General features: G+C 37.4%; 22 protein-coding genes and 4 tRNA genes. 19 read left to right on the top strand and 7 right to left on the bottom strand.

Translation table 11 applies throughout. The features are described 5' to 3' along the window. Positions 1-275 precede the first annotated feature (275 nt). The 4 genes from M0Q17_RS02840 to M0Q17_RS02825 form a co-directional block, all read right to left on the bottom strand. Positions 276-364 (bottom strand) — tRNA-Ser (locus tag M0Q17_RS02840). A 38-nt stretch (positions 365-402) separates the two neighbouring features. Further along, a tRNA-Cys gene (locus M0Q17_RS02835) sits at positions 403-476 on the bottom strand. A 22-nt stretch (positions 477-498) separates the two neighbouring features. Then, positions 499-585, bottom strand: a tRNA-Leu gene (locus tag M0Q17_RS02830). Between the two features lie 39 nt (positions 586-624). After that, positions 625-699, bottom strand: a tRNA-Gly gene (locus tag M0Q17_RS02825). A gap of 141 nt (positions 700-840) precedes the next feature. Between M0Q17_RS02825 and ilvD the strand changes: the two genes are divergently transcribed. From ilvD to infC, 3 genes are all read left to right on the top strand, one after another. Beyond that, the gene (gene ilvD / locus M0Q17_RS02820; RefSeq protein WP_295083091.1) at positions 841-2,526 is read left to right on the top strand and encodes a dihydroxy-acid dehydratase; all 1,686 of its coding nucleotides are present in this window, start codon (positions 841-843) and stop codon (positions 2,524-2,526) included. A gap of 97 nt (positions 2,527-2,623) precedes the next feature. Next, positions 2,624-4,399: a threonine--tRNA ligase gene (gene thrS / locus M0Q17_RS02815; protein ID WP_295083092.1), complete on the top strand. Its 1,776-nt coding sequence runs from the start codon at positions 2,624-2,626 to the stop codon at positions 4,397-4,399. Next, positions 4,396-4,911, top strand: a complete 516-nt coding sequence (gene infC, locus M0Q17_RS02810) for a translation initiation factor IF-3 (protein ID WP_295083089.1) — start codon at positions 4,396-4,398, stop codon at positions 4,909-4,911. Before thrS ends, infC begins: the two co-directional genes overlap by 4 nt. A gap of 78 nt (positions 4,912-4,989) precedes the next feature. Here infC and M0Q17_RS02805 read toward each other — a convergent pair whose 3' ends face one another. After that, the gene (locus M0Q17_RS02805) at positions 4,990-6,759 is read right to left on the bottom strand and encodes an ABC transporter ATP-binding protein (protein ID WP_295083087.1); all 1,770 of its coding nucleotides are present in this window, start codon (positions 6,757-6,759) and stop codon (positions 4,990-4,992) included. A 32-nt stretch (positions 6,760-6,791) separates the two neighbouring features. Beyond that, positions 6,792-8,108: an MFS transporter gene (locus M0Q17_RS02800; protein ID WP_295083084.1), complete on the bottom strand. Its 1,317-nt coding sequence runs from the start codon at positions 8,106-8,108 to the stop codon at positions 6,792-6,794. 108 nt (positions 8,109-8,216) lie between these two features. Between M0Q17_RS02800 and M0Q17_RS02795 the strand changes: the two genes are divergently transcribed. Continuing rightward, positions 8,217-8,804: a non-canonical purine NTP pyrophosphatase gene (locus tag M0Q17_RS02795; protein ID WP_295083082.1), complete on the top strand. Its 588-nt coding sequence runs from the start codon at positions 8,217-8,219 to the stop codon at positions 8,802-8,804. Positions 8,805-8,957: 153 nt separating this feature from the next. Here M0Q17_RS02795 and M0Q17_RS02790 read toward each other — a convergent pair whose 3' ends face one another. Beyond that, positions 8,958-9,728 carry an undecaprenyl-diphosphate phosphatase gene (locus M0Q17_RS02790; RefSeq protein WP_295083080.1) on the bottom strand — a complete coding sequence of 257 codons (771 nt, stop codon included), beginning with the start codon at positions 9,726-9,728 and terminating at the stop codon, positions 8,958-8,960. Between the two features lie 138 nt (positions 9,729-9,866). Here M0Q17_RS02790 and M0Q17_RS02785 point away from each other — a divergent pair, with 138 nt between their 5' ends. The 15 genes from M0Q17_RS02785 to M0Q17_RS02715 all read left to right on the top strand — a co-directional run bounded on the left by M0Q17_RS02785 (position 9,867) and on the right by M0Q17_RS02715 (position 23,401). Next, entirely contained in the window at positions 9,867-10,979 is a 1,113-nt protein-coding gene (locus M0Q17_RS02785; RefSeq protein WP_295083078.1) for an alanine--glyoxylate aminotransferase family protein, read from the top strand. Further along, a complete protein-coding gene (locus M0Q17_RS02780; protein WP_295083076.1) occupies positions 10,980-11,828 on the top strand; it encodes an ATP phosphoribosyltransferase regulatory subunit in 849 nt (282 codons plus the stop codon). 10 nt (positions 11,829-11,838) lie between these two features. Beyond that, positions 11,839-13,089 carry an adenylosuccinate synthase gene (locus M0Q17_RS02775; protein WP_295083074.1) on the top strand — a complete coding sequence of 417 codons (1,251 nt, stop codon included), beginning with the start codon at positions 11,839-11,841 and terminating at the stop codon, positions 13,087-13,089. A gap of 144 nt (positions 13,090-13,233) precedes the next feature. Next, positions 13,234-13,653, top strand: a complete 420-nt coding sequence (locus M0Q17_RS02770) for a flagellar export protein FliJ (protein ID WP_295083072.1) — start codon at positions 13,234-13,236, stop codon at positions 13,651-13,653. After that, the gene (locus M0Q17_RS02765) at positions 13,650-14,162 is read left to right on the top strand and encodes a PDP protein (RefSeq protein ID WP_295083070.1); all 513 of its coding nucleotides are present in this window, start codon (positions 13,650-13,652) and stop codon (positions 14,160-14,162) included. The genes M0Q17_RS02770 and M0Q17_RS02765 overlap by 4 nt, the downstream gene beginning before the upstream one ends. 104 nt (positions 14,163-14,266) lie before the next feature. Further along, positions 14,267-14,818 (top strand): DUF507 family protein, encoded by a 552-nt coding sequence (locus tag M0Q17_RS02760; protein ID WP_295083068.1) that lies wholly within the window; start codon positions 14,267-14,269, stop codon positions 14,816-14,818. 5 nt (positions 14,819-14,823) lie between these two features. Further along, entirely contained in the window at positions 14,824-15,963 is a 1,140-nt protein-coding gene (gene carA, locus M0Q17_RS02755) for a glutamine-hydrolyzing carbamoyl-phosphate synthase small subunit (protein WP_295083066.1), read from the top strand. Positions 15,964-16,181: 218 nt separating this feature from the next. Further along, positions 16,182-17,675 carry a cytochrome-c oxidase, cbb3-type subunit I gene (gene ccoN, locus M0Q17_RS02750; RefSeq protein ID WP_295083064.1) on the top strand — a complete coding sequence of 498 codons (1,494 nt, stop codon included), beginning with the start codon at positions 16,182-16,184 and terminating at the stop codon, positions 17,673-17,675. A gap of 15 nt (positions 17,676-17,690) precedes the next feature. Then, a complete protein-coding gene (gene ccoO / locus M0Q17_RS02745; RefSeq protein ID WP_295083062.1) occupies positions 17,691-18,383 on the top strand; it encodes a cytochrome-c oxidase, cbb3-type subunit II in 693 nt (230 codons plus the stop codon). 9 nt (positions 18,384-18,392) lie between these two features. Continuing rightward, a complete protein-coding gene (locus M0Q17_RS02740) occupies positions 18,393-18,617 on the top strand; it encodes a cytochrome c oxidase, cbb3-type, CcoQ subunit (RefSeq protein ID WP_295083060.1) in 225 nt (74 codons plus the stop codon). Between the two features lie 9 nt (positions 18,618-18,626). Continuing rightward, on the top strand, positions 18,627-19,532 hold the full coding sequence (locus tag M0Q17_RS02735) for a c-type cytochrome (RefSeq protein WP_295083058.1): 906 nt from the start codon (positions 18,627-18,629) through the stop codon (positions 19,530-19,532). A 10-nt stretch (positions 19,533-19,542) separates the two neighbouring features. Next, positions 19,543-19,752 carry a DUF4006 family protein gene (locus M0Q17_RS02730; protein WP_295083056.1) on the top strand — a complete coding sequence of 70 codons (210 nt, stop codon included), beginning with the start codon at positions 19,543-19,545 and terminating at the stop codon, positions 19,750-19,752. 109 nt (positions 19,753-19,861) lie between these two features. Continuing rightward, a complete protein-coding gene (locus tag M0Q17_RS02725) occupies positions 19,862-20,548 on the top strand; it encodes a 3-dehydroquinate dehydratase (RefSeq protein ID WP_295083054.1) in 687 nt (228 codons plus the stop codon). Further along, positions 20,535-21,041 carry a FixH family protein gene (locus M0Q17_RS02720; RefSeq protein ID WP_295083052.1) on the top strand — a complete coding sequence of 169 codons (507 nt, stop codon included), beginning with the start codon at positions 20,535-20,537 and terminating at the stop codon, positions 21,039-21,041. Before M0Q17_RS02725 ends, M0Q17_RS02720 begins: the two co-directional genes overlap by 14 nt. Before the next feature lie 14 nt (positions 21,042-21,055). Next, entirely contained in the window at positions 21,056-23,401 is a 2,346-nt protein-coding gene (locus M0Q17_RS02715; protein ID WP_295083050.1) for a PD-(D/E)XK nuclease family protein, read from the top strand. Positions 23,402-23,417 lie beyond the last annotated feature (16 nt).

Raw genomic sequence — 23,417 nt, 5'->3', positions numbered from 1 at the left:
CTAAACTTCTAAATTTACATCTTAATTAATTTAATTCATTATGCATAATCCGAAAGTGTCAACTATGACTTCACTCTCTCTTTGTGTCATGCATTTTATACTTTTAAAGTAGGAACTTCAATTTTGTCAAACCAATTGGTTTGAACACAAAAATTCTAACAAAGAAAAGTAAATTTGTAAAATATGGGTAGCAATAGGGTAACAATGAGGTTTTTCTCGTAAGCTTAAAGTGTCTTATAGTATCGTTATTTAGGGTGTTTTAAAGGATAAAGAAGTGGTGGACCCTCAGAGATTCGAACTCTGGGAGGTATAACCCTCGCCGGTTTTCAAGACCGGTGCAATCGACCAACTCTGCCAAAGATCCACGTTTTTGTAGTTGAAGAGATTTTTTAAGTTAGCAACTGGAGGTGCCACCCAGATTTGAACTGGGGATAGCAGCTTTGCAGGCTGCGGCCTTACCACTTGGCGATGGCACCAGTCAAAACATTTAAAAATCAATGGTGCCCGAGGCCGGACTTGAACCGGCACAGTATTGCTACCGGGGGATTTTAAGTCCCCTGCGTCTACCGATTTCGCCACCCGGGCATATTGGGTGTCTTTTAACAGTTTATAATTTAAAAAATATGGAGCGGGAAACGAGGTTCGAACTCGCGACCCCAACCTTGGCAAGGTTGTGCTCTACCACTGAGCTATTCCCGCAATTTGTGCACTTAATTTTTAAGTGAGCGGAATTATAGCCATTTTATTTTTGTTTGTAAAGAGTTTTTATAAAAAAATATAAAAAAAATGTTATAATCACACTAATAATAAAAGATAACAACTATAAAATAAAGGATTTTCATGAGAAGTGATACTATAAAAAAGGGCTTCGATAAGGCTCCTCACCGTTCACTACTTCGAGCAACTGGGTTAAAAGATGAAGATTTTGATAAGCCGTTTATCGGAATAGCTAACAGTTATATAGACATCATTCCTGGTCATTTTTTCCTGTATGAGTATGGAGAAATCGTAAAAACAGCAATTCGTGAAGCGGGTGGCGTACCGTTTGTATTTAACACGATAGGTGTTGATGATGGTATTGCAATGGGACATGACGGTATGCTTTACTCCTTGCCGTCACGTGAAATAATCGCAGACTCTATCGAGACTGTTATGAATGCGCATAAGCTTGATGCCCTAATCTGTATCCCAAATTGCGATAAAATCGTTCCCGGTATGATTATGGGAGCGCTTCGCGTTAATGTTCCTACTGTTTTTGTCTCAGGCGGTCCAATGCCGGCGGGGCATAAAAAAGATGGTACTCCTATAGATTTGTCTACTGCTTTTGAGGCTGTAGGCGAGCATGCGGAGGGTAAGATAAGCGATGAAGAGCTTTATGATATTGAGTGCAACGCATGTCCCTCAGGTGGCAGTTGTTCTGGAATGTTTACTGCAAACTCTATGAACTCCCTTTGTGAAGCCATGGGAATCGCGCTTCCTGGAAACGGAACTGTGTTAGCTATGACTCCTGCTCGTATAGAGATGGTTAAAAAAGCGGCTAAGAGAATTGTAGAGATGGCAAAAGCGGATGATAGCAAATACAATTTACGAAATGTGTTAAATGAAAAAGCTGTTCATAATGCGTTTGTAGTAGATATGGCAATGGGTGGAAGTTCAAATACCGTTCTTCACATGCTAGCTATTGCAAGAGAAGCCGGAGTTGATTTTCCTATTGAAAAAATCAACAGTATCGCCGACAATGTTGCACATATTGCTAAAATATCTCCATCATTAACAACTGTTCACATGGATGATATCAATCGTGCCGGAGGAGTAAATGCAGTTATGAAAGAGGTAAGTCGTAGAGGCGGGCTTTTATATCTTGACAACCCTACCGTAACAGGTGAAACACTTGGCGAGCGTATAGCAGATGCCAAAATTTTAGATGAAAATATCATTCATACAAATGAAAATGCTTACTCTCAGGTAGGGGGATTATCAATTCTTTTTGGAAACTTAGCTCTTGAGGGAGCTGTTGTTAAAACAGCAGGTATTGAGCCTAGTATGAGACAGTTCAAAGGCAGTGCAATCTGCTTTAACTCTCAGAGCGAAGCAATCAAAGGGATAATGAGCCGTAAGGTAAAGCCGGGCGATGTTGTTGTTATCCGTTATGAGGGTCCAAAAGGCGGTCCTGGAATGCAAGAGATGCTCGCACCTACTGCACTTATCCAGGGTATGGGGCTTGGAAGTAGTGTCGCGCTTATTACTGATGGTCGCTTTTCTGGAGCAACTAAAGGGGCTAGTATCGGGCATGTTTCCCCCGAAGCGGCAGAGGGCGGTTTGATAGCGCTTATACAAGATGGAGATGAAATCGAGCTAGATGTAGATAAGCACATTTTACAACTTAACGTAAGTGAAGATGAAATTGAAAAAAGAAAAGCCAACTACAAACCACACAAAAATGAGGTTACATCTAAGTGGCTTAAACGCTACCAGCTTTTAGTTTCAAATGCTTCAAACGGAGCAGTTTTAAAAACTGAACTTTAATAATCACAAGGTATTAAAGTCTGCCTCTTTTGAGGCAGAAAACAAAAAAATAGGAATAGAAATTTTGAACGCAATTGCAATAAAACATAATGGTAAAATTATTGATTTACAAACTGCTAAAGAGCTTGGTTTTGAGGGGGAGCAGATTCATCTTGATAATTCTGCAGACTCCTTGGAAGTTCTTCGTCACTCGACTGCGCATCTTATGGCGCAAGCGATTAAATCGCTTTATCCTGATGCAGAGTTTTTTGTGGGACCTACTGTTAAAGAGGGTTTTTACTATGACTTTAAAACAAGTCAAGAGATAGGCGAGGGCGATTTAAAAACAATAGAAAAAGAGATGCTCTCTCTTGCTAAGAAAAAGTACGAGATACAGAAATATGAAATCTCTATGCAAGAGGCAAAAGAGAAGTTTAAAAATGACCACCTCAAGCTTGCAGTCATGACGAGAATTCCAAGCGAAACTGTTTCTATATATAAGCAAGGAGATTTTGAGGACCTTTGTCGTGGACCACACTTGCCAAATATCGGTCTAATAAGATACTTTAAGCTCACTAAAATAGCAGGCGCATACCTTGGGGGAGACTCTAAAAATGAGATGCTAACTCGTATATACGGTATAGCATTTGCAGATAAAGAGGCACTGAAATCTTATCTGGACATGATGGCTGAAGCTGAAAAACGTGACCATCGTAAGATTGGGGCAGAGATGAAGATGTTTACGTTCCGTGAAGAGGTAGGAGCTGGTTTTCCTATCTGGCTTCCTGCTGGAGGGAGACTTCGCTCAAGACTGGAGTCGCTTCTTTTTAAAGCACACCGCAAACGTGGCTATGAGCCGGTTCGCGGTCCTGAGATGCTTCGTTCGGATTTGTGGAAAACATCTGGGCATTACCAAAACTATGGCGAGAATATGTACTTTACAAATATTGATGAGATAGAGTTTGGTGTAAAACCAATGAACTGTGTCGGCCATATTAAGATATATGAAGATGAATTACACTCTTATAGAGATTTACCGATTAAATATTTTGAATATGGCGTTGTTCATCGTCATGAGATGACGGGTGCTCTTCATGGGCTTTTTCGTGTTCGAGAGTTCACGCAAGATGATGCACATATTTTTTGTAGGGCAGATCAAATCGAAGAGCAGATTATTGAAGTCGTTGATTTCGTAGATAAAATCATGTCCACATTTGAGTTTGATTACAAGATGATGATCTCTACCAAACCTGAAAAAGCGGTTGGGAGTGATGCGGTGTGGGAAGTTTCTACACAGGCTTTAAAAAAAGCGATGGATAAAAATGGACTTATTTATGAGATAGATGAGGGCGGTGGAGCTTTTTACGGTCCGAAGATTGACATTAAAATAACCGATGCAATAGGCAGAGAGTGGCAGTGCGGCACAATTCAGCTAGACTTTAATCTACCTGAGAGATTTGAGCTTGAGTACAATGGCGAAAATAATGACAAAATTCAGCCAGTTATGATTCATAGAGCAATTTTAGGTTCGTTTGAGCGTTTTATTGGTATATTAACAGAGCATTACGCTGGAGAGTTTCCGATGTTTATCGCTCCGACTCAGGTAGCAATCGTTCCAATTGCGTCTACGCACAACGATTATGCTAAGGAGTTGTCGGATAAGTTGATGGATTTGGGGGCAGATAGTGAAATCTACTCTAAAAACGACTCTTTAAACAAAAGAGTCAGAACAGCGGAAAAAACAAGGGTGCCTATGTTGGTAATTATAGGCGATGAAGAGGTTGCGTCTCGAACTGTTGCAATTCGTGACAGAAGAACGAGAGAACAATATAGCTTAAGTGAGAGTGAATTCCTTTTGCTTATACAAACTAAAATAAATGAGGTAAATTTTTGAATAAAAAAGACCGTGTCATAATGAATGACGATATTCGTGTACCGGAAGTGCGTTGTAATGTAGATGGAGCAGAATCTTTAGGGATAATTTCTATTGATGAAGCTATGGAAAAAGCAAATGAGATGGGTTTAGATTTAGTTTTAATTGCTCCAGACGCAAAGCCTCCTGTGGCAAAGATTATGGATTACGGCAAGTTTAGGTACCAAGAAGAGAAGAAGCAAAAAGAGCAGAGAAAAAATCAAGTCAAAATTGACATTAAAGAGATTAAGCTATCTGTAAAAATCGCTGAAAATGATATTAAGTATAAAGTCAAGCATGCAAGAGAGTTTCTTGAAGAGGGTAAGCATGTAAAATTTCGCGTATTTTTAAGAGGTCGTGAGATGGCTAACCCAGAAGCTGCAAAAGATGTTCTTTTGAGAATCTGGCCTATGGTTGAAGATGTAGGTGTTATGGATAAAGAGCCTAAGTTTGAGGGTCGTTACTATAACATGTACGTTATACCTCAAAAATAGCGAAAGCGGTTGCGAAGCAAATTTTCTTTAGAAAAGTAGCTAATGTAGTTTTTTAAACGCAGAGTTTTCTGCGTTTATTTATAATAGCTGGTTTTTAATAAACTCAACATAGTGTCCCTCTTCATCTTTTAACTCCTCATGTGTTCCTTTTTGAACTATCGCTCCTGCGTCTAGTATATAAATCATATCCGCATTTTTAACCGTACTTAGTCTATGGGCTATTGTTATAACTGTTTTATCTTTTAGTATTGGACCAATGGCAATATGAAGTTTTGCCTCAGTGTGAGCATCTAGTGCTGAAGTGGATTCATCAAGGATAACAACACTTGGATTTGCAATAATCATTCTTGCAATGCTTAAACGCTGCCTTTGACCGCCTGAGAGCCTTATACCGTGATGCCCTACTATCGTGTCTAAGCCATCTCTCATACCCTCTAGCATCTCTGTTAGTTGAGCTACTTCTAGAGCTGCATAAATCTCCTCATCACTAACACTCTCATCCCCCATTGTTATGTTAAATCTTAGGGTAGAGTTAAAAAGGATAGGCATCTGAAGGAGTAAAAATATCTTTTGTCTTAAAGATGTTTTATCTAAATCTTCCGTCTCTATCGCATTATAAGTAAGAGAGCCGCTGTTTTTTTCATAAAAGCCTGCTATGATTTGGGCAAGTGTAGTTTTACCACTTCCGCTGGCTCCGATAAAGGCAATTTTAGAGCCATGTTTTATCTCAAGAGTGATATTCTCAAGAGCATTTTTGTCATTTGCGTAGGAGAAGTTTAAATCCTTTAACGATATATCTACGTTGTGCAAATCTATCCTCTTGCTTCCTGTTTTTTCACTTTTTAACTCTAAAATTTTGTTTAATCTCTTAAGTGCAGCCATAGCGGAGGAGTAGCTATACTGCATGGAGAGTATATCTTGAACAGGGGTCATGATAAACCAGATATAGCCAAACATTGCAAACATCATACCTATGCTAAGATCGCTATATGCAACTAAGAGAATACCTGATGCTCTAAGAAATTCAAACATGACTAAAAATATAGTGTAGGAGAGTTTTTCATATGCAACGCTTTTGTACTCATAGTTGTTTGATGTTGTCTGAATATTTTTTGCATCAGCTACTGCATTTGAAAAAAAATAGTTCTCCTTGTTGCTTGCTTTTATCTGCCCATATAGCTCTAGAGTTTCCCCTAGAGTATTTTGAAACTTCTCAACAGCTCTATTTTCCTCTTTTTTAAGAGAGCCTACTTGTTTTGACATTTTTTTGCTAAGGAGCATAATCAGAGGCTGAATAATCAAGATAGAGATGCCCAAGATAGGATTTATTGCAATCATTACAACGCCAACTGCAACTAATGTCAAAACAGATGAGATAAAACGGCTTGCACTTGTTAAAATAAAATTATCAAGCGTGTTTACATCAGTAATCAAGTTCGCCGTAATTGCACCGCTTCCAAGAGTTTCATACTCATTCATGGAGGCTGATTTTAAGTGCTGAAGCAGTTTCTTTCGAACCATAAAGGTTACATGCTTTGATATTTTTGTAAAAATTTTTGTTATGACAACACTAAGAACATAGTAAATTAAGCGTAAAAAGACAACAGCAAACGTAACTATTGCTATATAGTAAAAAGGGGTTGTCTCTCCAAAGAGATAGTTGATGCTTCCTACAAAGTAGGAGGGTTTTTCTAAAAGAATTTCATCTACCATGACAGGAAGCATAAGTGGAATCGGTATGCTTACAAGAATAGCAAAAATTGTAACAATCTGCCCATATATAAGGGGAGATTTTTTGTTTAAAACAAAATTAAAAATAGTTTTTAAGGAGATTTGCTCTTTATTCATAATTTAGAGTGCTTTATACAAATCATGCTATATTATTTAGAAACTTTAGCTTTCAGGGCTTCTTGTTCTATTGCGCTGCTTACATATTTTATAACAATTAGTTTTTCGGTATCGTTTATATACCACTCTGCAATATGCTCTTTCTCAAGACCTTGAAGCTTTGAGATATCAACTTCTTCTTGCGCAATATATAGATGAGAATATTTAGTCGGGTTTTGAAGCTTTAGTGTCCATAGAAGCCAAAAGGTAGCTACAACAGCTACGGAGACACCGATAGTTTCTCTATCGCTAAAGCCCAAAAGAAGCCCCGCAGTTGTTCCGCCGATGAATGTTGCAAAATAGGCAATAGAGTTGGAGATGCCAAGAGCAGCTCCTTTTTGGTGCACTTTGGCAAATTTGGTAATCATTGATTGAACAAGAGGTTCCATCATGTTAAAAGCGATGAAGAACATCACAACACCTACTACAAAGATTGTGCTTGAAGCGGTAAGCCCCATAACTAAAAACGAACCTATAAAGAGAACTATTGAGAGTAAAAATATCTCTTTTGGTTTGTTATATTTTTCTCCAAAAACTGCAGCTGGACCCATTGCAGCTAAACCAAAAAGCATGGCAGGAAGATATGCCATGTATAAGTCAGACTTCTCCCACGCAAAAGTATCACTTGTTAAAATAATAGGAATAAGAACAAAAGCGATAGTCATAAGACCTTTTTGCATAGCATTGATGATTATCATGTTTAAAAGATTTGGGTCTTTTAAAATATCTGAAGTTTTTGACGTTGCATGGTAAGTATGCTTAATCTTAGGCGGCGTAGGAACTTTACTAAAGAGAAGTATTATTGCCAAAACAGCAAAAATAGCTGTTAATATAAAGAGAAAACCAACTCCATAAGCAGCGCCTAAAACAGGTCCAAGCCCCATAGCAAGAGCAAAACTAAGAGCGATGGAAGCCCCCATAATCGCCATGGCCTTACCCCGAATCTCCTCCGCAACCAAATCAGAAATCATAGCCGTAATAACAGAACCTATCGCACCGGCACCTTGAAGAAATCTGCCTATCATAAGGGTATATATATCAGTAGAGTAGGCACAAATAATCGAACCTATTAAAAATATAAGAAGACCAAAAAGCAGAGTCGGTTTTCTGCCTATCTTGTCACTCATCGTTCCAAAAGGGACTTGAAATAGTGCTTGTGTTAGTGCATAGCCGCCGACAACTATACCCACTAGAAGAGGAGTTGAACCCTCAAGTTCAAGTGCATAAACTGAGATTACCGGTAAAACTAAAAAAAGACCTAAAAATCTTAGAGAGAGAATTGCTGAGAGGGGAAATACTTTTTTAAACATTATCTGCCTTAAATATTATATAATGGCGTAATTATATTGAAAAGATTGTTTACGCAAACTTTTTAAATCTAAAAAACTTATGCTCAAAGCAATTTATAAGGATTGTATGTGAAGCTAGTATTGGCTACCTCCAACAAGGGGAAAGTAAGAGAGATTAAAGCACTCTGTGAAGATTTTGAGATTATCCCTTACAGCGAACTTATAGATGAGTTTGAGATTATAGAGGATGGGGATGATTTTAAAGCAAATGCGCTTATAAAAGCAAGAGCCGTTTTTAAAGCTCTAGGCGATGAAGATGTTGTAGTCTTAGCGGATGATAGCGGAATAAATGTTGATATTCTCAGAGGAGAACCCGGCATCTACAGCGCAAGATATGCCGGAGCGGATGCAACGGATAAGGACAATTTGTACAAACTCATAGATGCTATAAAAGAAAAAAATGTACAGAGTTCACCTGCACACTATACCGCAGCAATAGCTGTTGTGACTAAAAGTGCTGAATACTCTGTTCATGGGTGGATGTATGGGGAGGCAATTACAAAAGCGATTGGAGACGGGGGTTTTGGATATGATCCCATGTTTATTCCGCTTGGATATGAAAAGACATTAGGTCAGCTAGACGAAAAGACAAAAAAGAGCTTGTCTCACCGCGCAAAAGCACTTAGTTTGGCAAAAATAATTCTACAAACACTATAAAATTTTTTTGCTGAGTGTATAAATAATATTTTCCATTTTAGTTATAAAAGTTTCTAGCTTAGAGCTATATCTCTGTAAAGTTTGCATCTTGCTCTCTTATAAATTTTTAGTGTTATAAGCAAATACTATTCCAAAATACTCTTTGAGTGAAAATCAATTAAATATTAGTAGTAAAACAGTACCGAAGATTATTCTATAAACCCCGAAAGAGACGAAAGTGAATTTCTCTAAAAATTTCAAGAAAAGCTTGATTGTCAGATATGCAACAATAAAAGAGGCTACAAATCCGACTGCCAAAATAGTGATATTTGCCTCTGTGAAATCTCCATAATGCTTTAACATATCATAAGCGGCAACTGCTCCCATTACGGGAAAAGCAAGTAAAAAACTAAATTCGGCGCTGGCTTTTCTGCTAACTCCAACAAGAAGTGCACCGATAATAGTAGAACCTGCTCTGCTAGTTCCGGGGATAAGTGCAAATATTTGAGCAAAACCTATTGCGAGGGACTGTTTGAGTGTTATTTGTTCAACCTCGTGGGTAGTCTGTGCATCTTCATGTATAAAAAATTTCTCTACAAGTAAAAATATCACTCCGCCGACTATAAACATAACGGCGACTACATTTATGCTAAAGAGCTCTTTTATTTGTGAGGAGAAGATGAAGCCAATAATAGCCAAGGGCAAAAAAGCTACAAAGACTTTCATCCATAAGTCTGTTTTTTCAAGGGTAAACTTATCTTTGTAGTTAAAGGTTACAGCCAAAATTGCCGAAAACTGGATAATAACCTCATATGCTTTATTGAGAGCATTTTGCTCAATACCCAAAAATTCGCTAGCAACTATAAGGTGTCCCGTGGAGGAGATTGGCAAAAACTCTGTAAAGCCCTCAATTATGCCTAATATTGCCGAGTCTAGTATTGTCATGAGCGCCTTTGCATAATTATATCTTAGATAATTTAGTGAAATTTTAGCATAAAATAAAGTGCATTTCTAAAGAGTCGATTTAAGTTATTTGGATATAATGCGGGGTTTAAAATCATAATCTATTTAGGAACTTTCATAATGTTACTTTTTACTCCCGGACCGACCCCTGTACCTCAAAATGTTCGTAATGCCATGAGCGATGAGACTATGCACCATCGTACTCCTGAATTTGAAGCTATTTTCGAAAAAACAAGAAAATATCTATTTGAGCTTTTTAAAAGCGATGAAGTTATTATGCTCTCCTCAAGTGGAACAGGCGCTATGGAAGCTGCTGTTGTCAATCTTTGTCACAAGACGCTTTTAAATGTAAACTCTGGAAAATTCGGCGAGAGATTCGGCAAAATTGCAGAGGCTCATGGACTTGGCAATATAGAGATAAAAAATGAGTGGGATACCCCGGTTAGTGTTGAAGCTGTTGTTGAAGCAATTAAAAACAATCCTGAGATTGATGCTCTTGCAGTTCAGATAAGCGAGTCCGCAGGCGGGCTTCGTCACCCTGTTGAAGCAATAGCAAAAGCCGTTAAAGAGATTAATCCAAATATTATGATTATAGCTGATGGTATTACTGCTGTCGGTGTCGAGAAGATTGATATAACGAACATTGACTGCTTAATTGCTGGAAGTCAAAAAGCGCTTATGCTTCCTCCGGGACTGGCTATTCTAGGACTAAGCAGTGCGGCAATAGAGAAGATAGGTAAAGGTAAAGGTTACTACTTTAACCTTGCGACTGAGATAAAATCTCAACGAAAAAATACCACTGCTTGGACGGCGGCAACAACCCTTACTATCGGGCTTTTAGAGATACTAGAGACGATAGAGAAAAACGGCGGATTAGAGAAACTTTATGAGGAGACTAAGAGCAGAGCTGATGCTGTTAAGGCTTCGTTGGAAGCTATAGGTCTGCATATATATCCAAAAACTCCGGCACTCTCCATGACAACTATTGATGATGAAAATGCATCACAGATAAGAAAAATGCTTAAAAATGATTTTGGTGTTAATGTTGCCGGTGGGCAAGACCATTTGGAGGGTAAGATTTTTCGTATAAACCAGATGGGACTAATCCCTCCTTATGAGATTGCGTGGGTTGTAAACTCCATTGAACTCTCTCTTGCAAAACTAGGACGCAGAGCGTATAATGGAGAGGCAAACAGAGTATTTAATGAAAAATATTTTAGAGTCGGAGTATAGATGATTTTAGAACATGAGATTCCTAGCGGTTCAAAACTCTACTTTGGCAGCAGCGCTAAGATAAAAAGAGAGATAGAAAAAGTTGCTAGCGATATTTTATATTCTAAGGGCTTTGAGGAGATAGTTACTCCGATATTTTCCTACCATCAGCATAAAAGCATTGCGGATGAGAGAGAGCTTATAAAAGTAAACGATGAGAACAACAACTCCATCTCTCTTAGAGCAGACTCGACCATAGACGTTGTGAGAATTATCGAAAAAAGGCTAGGACGCAATACTGAACAAAAAAAGTGGTTCTATATTCAGAGCGTTTTTCGTTATCCCACAGAGGAGCAGTACCAAATCGGCGTAGAATTTATGGGGGAGAATAAACTCTCTAGCGTTTTAAATATTGCGATAGATATTTTTGACGCATTAGAGGTAAAACCTCTTATCCAAATCTCAAATATGATGATACCAAAGCTTTTGGTTGAGATGTTTGAGGAGCTAACATTGGAAGATTTTCGTCATGTAAATATAGAGAAATTTTTAAGCCTAAAGGTCGAGTGGCTTGATAAACTCGTCTATCTTCAACATGAGCATCAGGTAGATGGACTGCTTGAGATTGTCCCTTCTCAGATAAAAGCGGAGCTTCAAAAAATGAAAAATCTTTGTACGGCTATCTCTTGTCAAAACAGTGTTTTAGCGCCGATGTACTATGCTAAAATGCTCTACTATGATGAGCTATTTTTTAGAGTCATAGATAAAAATGAGGTCTTTGCCAGAGGCGGAAGATATAAAAATTCAGAGCTGAGCTCTGTTGGTTTTGCAATTTATACAGATATATTAATAGAAACAAAAGCGAAGTAAAAGAGGAAAAATGAAAGCAGATTTAATAGTAGGCATCCAGTGGGGCGATGAGGGAAAAGGGAAGATTGTCGATAGACTTGCATGTGAGTATGATATGGTTTGTAGAAGCCAAGGTGGACACAATGCAGGGCATACAATCTGGGTTGATGGCGTTAAATACGCACTTCATCTTATTCCTTCTGGGGTATTAAATCCAAAGGCTATCAATGTCGTGGGGAATGGGGTTGTTCTCTCCCCTGAGTCTATTATTAAAGAGATGGAGCAGTTTGAAGGTTTGCTAGGAAGATTATTTATTTCCGATAAGGCTCACTTGAATCTTCCTTACCACTCTTTAATTGATCAAGCTCATGAAAAACTAAAAGGCGATAAGGCGATAGGTACTACAGGAAAAGGCATAGGGCCTGCATACTCAGATAAAATAAATCGTATTGGCGTTAGAGTGGGGGAGCTTTTAAATCCTGCAAAACTTTGCAGTTCAATTATGTCCTATTTTGAGCAAAATAGATCTATATTTGACATCCTTGAGATAAAAACACCTAGCCAAACTGAGCTTTTAAATGAACTAGAGGGGTATAAAGCAAAGCTTGCACCATTTATTACAGATACGACACAGATGCTTTGGAAGGCTCTTGATGAAGAGAATAAAAGAGTTCTGCTAGAGGGTGCTCAGGGAACAATGCTTGATATCGACCATGGAACTTATCCGTATGTTACTTCAAGCTCAACAGTGAGCGCGGGTGCTTGTACCGGACTCGGGATAAACGCCAAAGATATAGGCAAAGTGACCGGAATAGTAAAAGCATACTGCACACGTGTGGGTAATGGACCGTTTCCTAGTGAAGATTTGGGCGAAGAGGGTAAAAGACTTGGAAAGCAAGGGCATGAGTTTGGAACTACAACAGGACGTGCTAGAAGATGCGGCTGGTTTGATGCTGTTGCATGCAGATATGCAAGCCGCCTAAATGGTTGTGATGAGTTAGCGCTTATGAAGCTTGATGTTCTTGATGGTTTTAGTGAAGTAAAAATTTGTGTTGCTTACGAGTTAGATGGTGTAGAGATAGATTACCTTCCTCAAAACTTAGATGAGGTAAAACCTATCTATAAATCATTCAAGGGATGGAGCGGCTCTGTAGGAGCTAGACGATTTGAAGATTTGCCAAAAGAGGCGCAAGAGTATGTTAGAGCAATCCAAGAGATTACAAGAACAAAAGTAGGTATAATATCAACATCCCCAGAGAGAGAAGATACAATAATCTTATAGATAAAATCTAAAATTGCACTAGTGCAATGGGCTTCCTGCCGAGGGAAACACAGCGTTAGCGTAGCTATCGGAATTACTTCCGATTGCGTTATAATACAAAAGAAGGTTCCCTTCATTTTATGAAGTAAAATTAAGGATTAAATTGTGAAGAGTCGCTTTACTCCGCTTGTAAAATTTAAAAAAAATACAATGCAAAAAAGTGAGCAATCTTTACAAAAAGCAAACTCTAACTTAAACAGGGCTGCTGTTGCGTTAGAGTTCTCATATAGCTCTTTGCAAGATGTCCAGCCGCCAAAAACCGGTAAAATGAGCGAGATGCTAGCTTCAAGAATGCTGCTTGACTCTCAAAGAGAGTTGATAAACCATAATAAAGAGTGGGTTGAGTTTGCATCAAAACAGGTAAATCAAGCAAAAGAACAACTTAAAATTGATATGATAGAACATGAAAAATTTCAATATTTAGAGATTCAAGAGATTAAACAAGAACTAAAAAAGATTAAAATTGCAGAGGCAAAAAATCTAGATGAAATAGCTTTGATAAGCTACAACGGGAAGAAAAGATGATAAAACTACTGACGGTTATTTTTTTTACTTTAACATCCTTGGGCGCATTAGAGACTAACGATAAACTCTTTGAGTGTACTGAAATATTTAAAGCAAGAAAGAGCGAACTTCTTATAGAACTAGAGAGAATAGATGAGCAAAAGCAGGCTCTTAGCGCTCTAAAGACTGCAACGGAAGAGCTTTTGAAAAAAAGAGAGGCAAAGGTCTCAATAGATGAAGAGGAAGTTGAGAAGAAATTGACAGAAATTTCATCCAAAGAGAAGTCTGTAAAAAAGATGCTTCAGAAAAATGAGGGGATATTAAAAGAGATAAAAGATGTCAAGATGGACAAAATGTCTGAAACTTTTGCAAAAATGAAAGCCGCAAGTGCCGCAAATGTCCTCTCTGAGATGCAGCCACAAGAGGCAGCAGCCATACTATCTTCACTAAAACCAAAAACAGTTGGAACAATTTTAAGTAAAATGGACGCAAAAAAAGCATCAGACCTGACGTTAATCTTGGCAAAATAAGTTCTCCTTTGCACTTTTATAAAAATTACTTTTTTCTAATTGCAAACTAACCTTACTTAGTGTAAAATACGAAAATTAAATTTTAATACAGATAAGGTTTATCGATGAAAATATCACTTAAAACTATACCTCATATAGCAAATAAGATCGCAATTGATTTAAATAAAAGTGGTGTTGTTACGATGACAAAAGGTCTTGAGAGCGTTGCAAAAGAGGCTGAGAAGATATTGTTACATGACGTTAAGCAAGAGATGGCGCTTGAAGAGAAGACTCATGAGATATGTGAAGAAAATGAAGAGGAAATAGAGTTTAATCTTGTTGACGAAAGACAGCTCTTTTTCATGATTAAGAAAAAATTAGCACCTGATTTTGGTATTTTTTTAAATTATGAAGAGAGATATTCTGATATCTCACATAAAATTTTGGACGAACTTTACGAGGAGGATTTGATTCACTTTGATGTAACGGAAAATCGTATCAAAAATATTATCTATAATGCAATTACATCTTTTATTACCGAAGCTTCTGAGTTGGATACTATTATAGTGGATAAAATCAAAACATACAAAAAAAGATATATCCCGGGAACTGATGAGTTTGATATTTTATATGAAAAAATCTATAAAGAAGAGCTTATAAAAAGAGGCATGGAGTAGTGAGCATGAGTGATTTGAAAAAAAAAGTTTGGATATATTTTGAAAACGAAACTTTTTTAGAAGCAAAAAGTTTTGGGGCAGAGGATACTGTAGTCGGAGAGATTGTTTTTAATGTCTCTATGAGTGGATATCAAGAGATTATGTCAGATCCTTCATACGCAGGGCAGTTTGTGACATTTACAATGCCAGAAATCGGAAATGTCGGGGTAAATGCTCAAGACATGGAGAGCCGGGCTGCTCATGCAAAAGGGATGATAGTTAGAAAGTACCAAGAGAGATACTCTAATTTTAGAGCAGAGGACTCCCTTGCAAACTTTTTAAAAGAGCAAAATGTTATGGGCATTTGCGACATTGACACAAGATATATAACAAAGATGCTAAGACACGAGGGCGCTATGATGATGATAGCATCTACAAAAATCAGCGATAAAGAAGAGCTTAAAAAAATTTTAGAAAATAGCCCTAGAATAGAAGATATTAACTATATAGAGCAGGTAAGTACGAAAACGTCATACAAACATACGCAGTCCGTTTATAATGACAGAGCTTTTGAGTATGACATAGCTCCTGCATCTGAGGCTAATATCGTAGTTTTAGATTTTGGCGTAAAAACAAATATCTTAAACGAGCTTGTAGGCGCAAAGATGGGTGTTGAGGTAATTCCAAATAATTTTAGTGCCAAAAATCTTATAGAAAGATACAACAAAAAAGAGATTGACGGTGTTTTTCTCTCAAATGGTCCAGGTGATCCTATAGTGCTTAAGCAAGAGCAGGAGCAGATAAAACAACTCATTGATGCAAAAGTGCCGATGTTTGGAATATGTTTAGGGCATCAGCTTCTTTCAATAGCTCATGGATATGATACTTATAAACTGAAGTTCGGTCACCATGGCGGAAACCAGCCTGTTGAAAATGTAAAAACTGGATTGGTTGAGATTACAGCTCAAAACCATAACTATAATGTTCCTCAAAATATTGTTGAAGTTGCTAACGTCACACATATAAACCTCTTTGACAATACAATAGAAGGCTTAAGATATAAAGATGCACCTATCTTTTCAGTGCAACATCATCCCGAGGCAAGCCCCGGTCCAAAAGAGAGCAGATATATCTTCAGTGAGTTTTTATCTTTAATAAAAAGATAGAACTTACCCCTCCTTTTCCTCCTAAATAACAATAAATTGTTAATTTTGTGTTAATTGTAAACAAATAATAAATAAACTTTACAAAATTTGTCAAAAAAATGACATTATTTAAGAATTTTTAAACATTTATACTGTTATCATGCTAATGTTAATTAGTTTAATAAATTTAGCTTAATTTAATTAGACATAATTGCTTTGAATTTTTAAGGAGGCTATATATGGAGAATCGTCCATTAGAGTACGACTATACAATTGCAAAGATGTTCATGCTTACAACAATCGTTCTAGGGATTGTTGGTATGCTCATTGGTGTAGTTTTAGCGTTTCAGCTTGCATTTCCAGGAATTAATCTATTTCTTGGAGAAGGTTTGGCTGAGTACACTAACTTTAGTCGTCTTCGTCCGCTGCATACTGATGCAGTAATATTTGGTTTTACGCTAAGCGGTGTTTTTGCTACTTGGTATTATGTTGGTCAACGTGTATTGAAAGTATCTATGGCGGAATCAAAGCTGTTGATGATTTTAGGTAAAGTACATTTCTGGCTCTATTTAGCTGTTGTTGCAGCAGTTGTAGTTTCACTTTTTGCAGGGGTAACAACCTCAAAAGAGTATGCCGAATTTGAGTGGCCAATCGATATTGGTGTTGTTCTTGTATGGGTTATATGGGGTGTTGGAATGTTTGGTCTAATTGGCATTCGTCGTGAAAAATCACTCTATATATCTATATGGTACTATATAGCTACTTTCTTAGGTATAGCAATGCTTTATCTTTTTAACAACATGGAGATACCTACAATGCTTGCAACATCTGATGTTGGTGAGAGCGGCATTGGTGCATGGTATCACTCCGTATCTATGTATTCAGGTACAAACGATGCGTTAGTTCAGTGGTGGTACGGGCATAATGCGGTTGCATTTGGTTTTACGGTTCCTATCGTTGCTATGATTTACTACTTTTTACCAAAAGAGTCTGGTCAAGCAATCTACTCATATAAGCTCTCTTTGCTCTCTTTTTGGGGATTGATGTTTGTTTATTTATGGGCTGGCGGACACCATTTACTTTATTCAACTGTTCCTGATTGGATGCAGACAATGGGTTCAATTTTCTCGGTAATCTTGATTCTTCCGTCTTGGGGTTCAGCGATTAATATGCTTCTTACAATGAAGGGCGAGTGGCAACAAGTTGCAGCTTCTCCACTTATTAAGTTTATGATTTTAGCTTCAACTTTCTATATGTTCTCAACATTAGAGGGTCCTATTCAAGCTATAAAATCTGTTAATGCTATTGCCCACTTTACTGACTGGATTATAGGTCACGTACATGACGGCGTTCTTGGCTGGGTTGGTTTTATGATTATGGCAGCTCTATACCATATGGCTCCACGTGTGTTTAAAAGAGAAATTTACTCTAAATCGCTTATGGTTGCGCAGTTCTGGATTCAAACATTAGGAGTTGTTTTATACTTCACTTCTATGTGGATTGCAGGTATTACGCAAGGTATGATGTGGCGTGCTCACGATGAGTTTGGTAACTTAGCTTACTCTTTCATCGACACTGTAACAGTTCTTCACCCTTACTATGCTATTCGTGGTGTTGGCGGTTTACTCTATTTAGTTGGTTTCTTAATGTTTGCATATAACATTTATAAGACTATGTCTGCTCGCCCTGTTGAAGCCGGCGAACTACAATCAGCTTCGCCTATGGGCGCTTAATAGAAAGGATTAAATATGTTTCATTGGTTAGAAAAACATCCGTTCTTTTTTGCGGTAGGTGTGTTTGTAGTAATTGCTTTTGCAGGTTTGATTGAAATTCTTCCAAACTTTGCTCAGGCTTCTCGTCCCGTAATCGGTACGGCTCCTTATTCTACTTTAGAATTAGCGGGTCGTCATGTTTACATTAAAAATAGCTGTAATGCTTGTCATTCACAGCTAGTACGTCCATTTAAATCAGAAACTGACCGCTATGGTCACTACTCATTAAGTGGTGAGTATGCGTATGACAGACCATTCCTTTGGGGTTCAAAAAGAACGGGACCTGATTTAATGCGTGTCGGTAACTATAGAACTACTGACTGGCATGAAAATCATATGAAGAATCCTGCTTCTGTTGTTCCGGGTTCGATTATGCCTGCTTATAGATGGATGTTCACAAATAAAGCTGATATTGACACGGCATTTGCAGAGCAGTTAACTGTAGCACAATACTTCTCAGTTCCATATAACCAGCCAATACCTATGAAAGATGGGTCTAGCAAAGTTGTAAAGATGGGAGAAAGTGTTGACAAAGCAAACGCTATAGCTTTAGAAGAAGCAAAGCTTATTGCGGCGGACATGAGAGATCAAGATGTTAAAGATGCTGTAGAGCGTGGCGAAATTCCCGAGATAGTTGCGTTAATCGCATACTTAAATAGTCTTAAGTAAGGGTTTGTAGTGGATATAGCACAATTACAAGCTTATGGATACTTTGCATTAACTACTGTTTTAGTTATAGGGCTTTATGGATATATTTACCATCTCTATAGCAAGAAAAAAGATGTTGATGGAATTGACTATGAGAGTTATAGTGATATGGCACTTAAAGATGATATAGATGATACTCCGGTGTCGTCTATATCTGATGAGAAGGTAACCCGTGAGGGTGTAAAAGAGAAATAGGAGAGAGATATGAATAAGCTTTATCTTGGGGGAATCATATTTACTGCTTTAATGTTGGTGCTGACATATTTGTCTGTCGGTGGCTCAAAAGGTGGTTTAAATGATGATATCGTCAACGTACTTGCAATTACCGGAGCAATAACGCTGGTAATAATTACAGTTTTTGTTGTAATTAAATATGTTCGTCAAATGCAGGTTGATAGTGCAACCGGCGAACTCGTAGATGAGAATTGGGATGGAATCGGTGAGTATAAAAACAGTGTTCCAACCGGTTGGGCAGTGATGTTTTTGCTTACTATGATATGGGGTATGTGGTATTTTACAATGGGTTATCCAGTAAATGCATACTCTCAAATTGGTGAATATAACGAAGATACCGCAGCACACAATGCAAAATTTGAGACAAAATATAAAGATATAACCGGAGACAAACTTGTAGAGATGGGTGAGTCTGTTTTCTTGGCTGAATGTAAAGTTTGTCATGGTCTTAGTGCTGATGGTATTGACGGCAAAGCGGCAAACCTAAACAAAAGACTTGATTCTGTTACCATTAAACACGCTATAGTAAATGGAGCCAACAACTTTAAAACAGATTTTGCCGGAGGGATGCCTCCTATGATGCTAAGTGATCCTGCGCAGATTGATGTTGTTGCAGAGTATATTATGTCTGGTTTTGCTGATGGGCATAAAGGTGCTGAAGTGTTTGCAATGGGCGGCTGTACAAGTTGCCATGGTGATAAAGGTGAGGGTATACCTTTTGTAGGTCCTAAACTTGATGGTTTTGATATTGCTACTGTTGGCACTGTTTTAAAAGACGGTAAAAAAGGTGCTATCGGAACAATGCCTAAGTTTGATAGACTTAACGATAAGCAAAAAGAAGCGGTTGGTGCATACATCACTAGCTTAAGTAAATAAGGAGTTGGTTATGAATGAAAACAGAAGTATATTCTCTCTTGATGGCATAACTGGTATGTTGATTGCAACGGTATTACTGTTGTCAATTTTAGTCGGATTGACGATTTGGGGCATAAGTGTTCAAAACACAAGTGCAACAAACTTTTACGATATTAAAGATGAAACATCTATCAAAATGATTGGCTCAAAACAAGCTGATCATATTATAGATGTAAAGTAAAGGATATATAATGGAAAAAATAATTTCATGGGGTCTGGTAATTATGGCCCTTTATACACTTTACGCTGTTTTAACACCAAATCATCTATATATAGGTTAGGAAATTTCATTGAAATTTTCAAGAGGGCTTGCGGCCCTCATGCTCACACTGTTTTTTAACACTTTGGCATCAGCACAATATCTATATAAAGATGAACTTATTTTCAATCCTGCATTTTCAGCAGAGGTACAAAAGCTAGGTTCGGAGCTTAATCAAAGAACTGGAATATCTTTAAGGCTTGTAATGCTTAAGAAGCTGCCTCAGGATATGAATATAGTAGAGTATGAAAAAGAGCTAATGAAAGATTTTAGTGAGCCTACAATTTTGCTTACATTTTCTGAAATGGACTCAAAAGTTGATATTTACGCAAACCAGACATCTTTATATGAGTATTTTGATAAAAAACAGGTACTAAGTCCTCTTTCATCATCTGTCCAAGCATTTGTTATAGCACTTCTTAACATGGATTTTAGTGATATGAGCAGTGGCGGTACGATTTTGCCGCTGTTGGCTCAAAAAACAAAAGAGGGGGAGACACTAGGAAAGTATGCCGCTTCTATGTTTAACGGCTATGCAGATATAGCAGAACAGATAGCCGCAAGCAAGGGCATAGTGTTGGAAAATGCAGTAGGCAGCGCAAATCAAATCAGCATTCTTATCGTAAAAGTGTTGTTTTACTCTATTGTTGCTTATGCTATATTTCTTTATATTAAAAGAAAATTTTACCTATGGAGGCAAAAAGATGAATCTAAGTAAAGGTAGAATCTGGCCCTATGCAATCGGTGCTTCAATTATACTTGTGTTTGGTGCATGCGTTGCAACAATTGTTGTCACAAACACGCTCCCGGTTCAAAACAGCGATACCTACATGATGAACTACCATGAAGCAGATGAAAAAGCAAACGATATTATAAAAGCTGCAATCGAGTTCAACAGTAACTACAAGATAGAGTATATTTCAGATAAACTTGATTTGCAAAACAGTGTTATAAAGTATAAAGTAAGCGATTTAAATGCAAATCCTATAAATAATGCAGAGATAAAAGTAGTCGTAACAAGACCAAACAATCACAAATATGACCAAGAGTTAAGCAACCCAAAAGTCCAAAACGGTATTTATACTTTTGAATCACTCAAGCTTGCTCAAGAGGGAAGATGGGACATTATGTCAAAAGTAACAGTGAATGAATTTCATAGGTTTTACAATGTAAAAGCAGACACGAGAACAAAGGAAATCACTGAATATTAGGTTATAATAAACCTATGAATGAACTCTTAAATGTCCTTCCCTCAGCTCGCGCAATCAGGCAAAAACTTTTAGAGATAGAGGGTTTTACCCTCTTTCTACCGAACTACACTACAATGAGCGACTTTGTCTCAAAGCTCTGCATGGTTAAAGATTTTAAAACTTTAGATGAAGATGGCAGAGTCTTGCTTTTGCTTGAGGCAAGCGACTTTAACAATTTTAAAAACCTTCAAATCCAGCGAAATTTTTTTACATTTACAAAAAATTCATCTTATATATTCAAGTTTTACGAAGAGCTAAGTGCAGAGATGTACGATATAAAAGATTTAGCAATATCTGACATCTACGGCGAGTATGAGGAGCATATAGCGATACTTCAAGAGCTATACATAAGATATGAGCAGCTTTGCAAGGAGCGAAAGGTTCTTGATAAAATATTTTTGCCCAAGCTCTATATTTTTAATGATGCTTATGTGAAAAAGTATAAAAATATAGAGCTGCACGTTGAGGGACATTTGACAAACTTTGAACTATCGCTTTTAAAGAGATGCTGCGAATTTAGCAGCGTGGATATCTTCTTTAGTGCAAGCAGATTTAACACTAAGATGCAAAAAAAGTTTTTGACTTTAGGAGTAGAGCTTGAAGTGGGTTATAAGTACAAAATCTCGTTAAATAAAAATGAGATTTTAGAAAAAAATGAAATCATACAAAATCAAAATATTACTTGCGAGTCATTTAGCGAACCTGCTTTGCAAGCGGCATTTGTCAAAAAAAAGATATATGATTTTGTAAAAAAAGGCTACAAACCTGAAAACATTGCGATTATCTTGCCAGATGAGAAGTTTGCTAAGGTGCTTAAGAGTTTCGATGATAAGTCAAACTTTAACTTTGCGATGGGAGAACCTTTTAGTAAAGCCTTTATCTATGAGAAGCTTGATTCGACATGCAAGTACATCGAGCAGGACTCAAAAGAGAATGAAGCGAGGCTTGAGAGAGTTGGGGATGAGTTTTATATCCCGCTTCGCTCTATCTACGCTAAAAAGAGCCAAGATGTAGATATTTTAGAGTTTTTAAAGAGCTTTAAAGAGAGTTTTGCGGAAAAAAAAGAGCTCAAGATTTTTAATGAGGAGCTTTATAGTTTTAAAAATATTCTGCCATTTATGAAAGAGATGAGCGTAAAATCAATTGTATCAGTTTTTCTTCAAAGACTCTCAAGCAGAACATTTGATGATGTAAGAGGCGGAAAAGTAACGGTTATGGGGGTTTTAGAGACTCGCTCTGTAGAGTTTGATGCTGTAATTATAGTTGACTTTAGCGATAACAACGTTCCTAAAAAGAGTGATAAAGATATGTTTTTAAACACTCAGGTAAGAGAAGCGGCAAATCTTCCCACTATGAGCGATAGAGAAAATCTGCAAAAACATTACTACGAGATGCTAATAAACAACTCAAAAGAGGTGGCAATATCATTTGTAAAATCAAAAGATAGCAGCGGTTCTAGGTTTTTAAAACAGCTCGGAATAAAAGAGAAAAATATACACTCGGAGCTTGATTATGCAAATATACTTTTTGAGAGAAAAACTCCACATGTAAAAGCTGAGAAGGATATAGTTTTAGAGTACAGTTTCAAAGACAAAAAACTCTCAGCCACAAAACTAAAAACATTTCTTACATGTAAAAGAAAATATTACTACAGATATGTAGAACATGTAAACGGACATGAGATACCAAAAGATATGCCCCGTGAGTATGAGATTGGTTTGGATGTTCATAATGCACTTAAAGAACTCTACAGCAAAAAAAGCTCTTATGAGAGTGTAGAGAAACTGAAAAAAGATTTACATGTAGAACTCGATGAAGCATGCGGAAGCAGTGAGCTTGAGAAGTACCTCATAGCTATGCAAAAAAGAAGAATGGATGCTTTTTGCGAAAATGAGGTAAAAAGATTTGCGAAAGGCTGGCAGGTTTACAGATGTGAAGAGAGTATGCAGACGCAGTTTGCAGGAATGATACTTGAGGGCGTTATAGACCGTATAGACAAATGTGCAAACGAGATAGCAGTGCTTGACTATAAAACAGGCTCATATCCTCTCTATACGCAAAAAAACTTCACAGAGGCTACTGACTTCCAGTTAGAGTTTTATTATCTGCTAGCGGGCGGTTTAGGTAATGTTACGGAGTGTGCATACTATGACTTAAAAGAGTCCAAAATAGTACAGGAACCATTTTTAAAAGAAAAAACCGCACTCTTAGCATCACATGTAAATGATTTGCTAAACATTGAAGAAGTAAACTTTAGCAAGTGTGAAGATGTAAAAAACTGTATTTTTTGCGAGTATAAAATAGTGTGTTCTAGAGAGTGATTTAAATGATAAAGGC

This window comes from Sulfurimonas sp., assembly GCF_023229105.1.
GTDB lineage: Bacteria > Campylobacterota > Campylobacteria > Campylobacterales > Sulfurimonadaceae > Sulfurimonas.
Note: the sequence above shows the minus strand (reverse complement) of the source record. Positions and strands in the feature narration are given on the sequence as shown.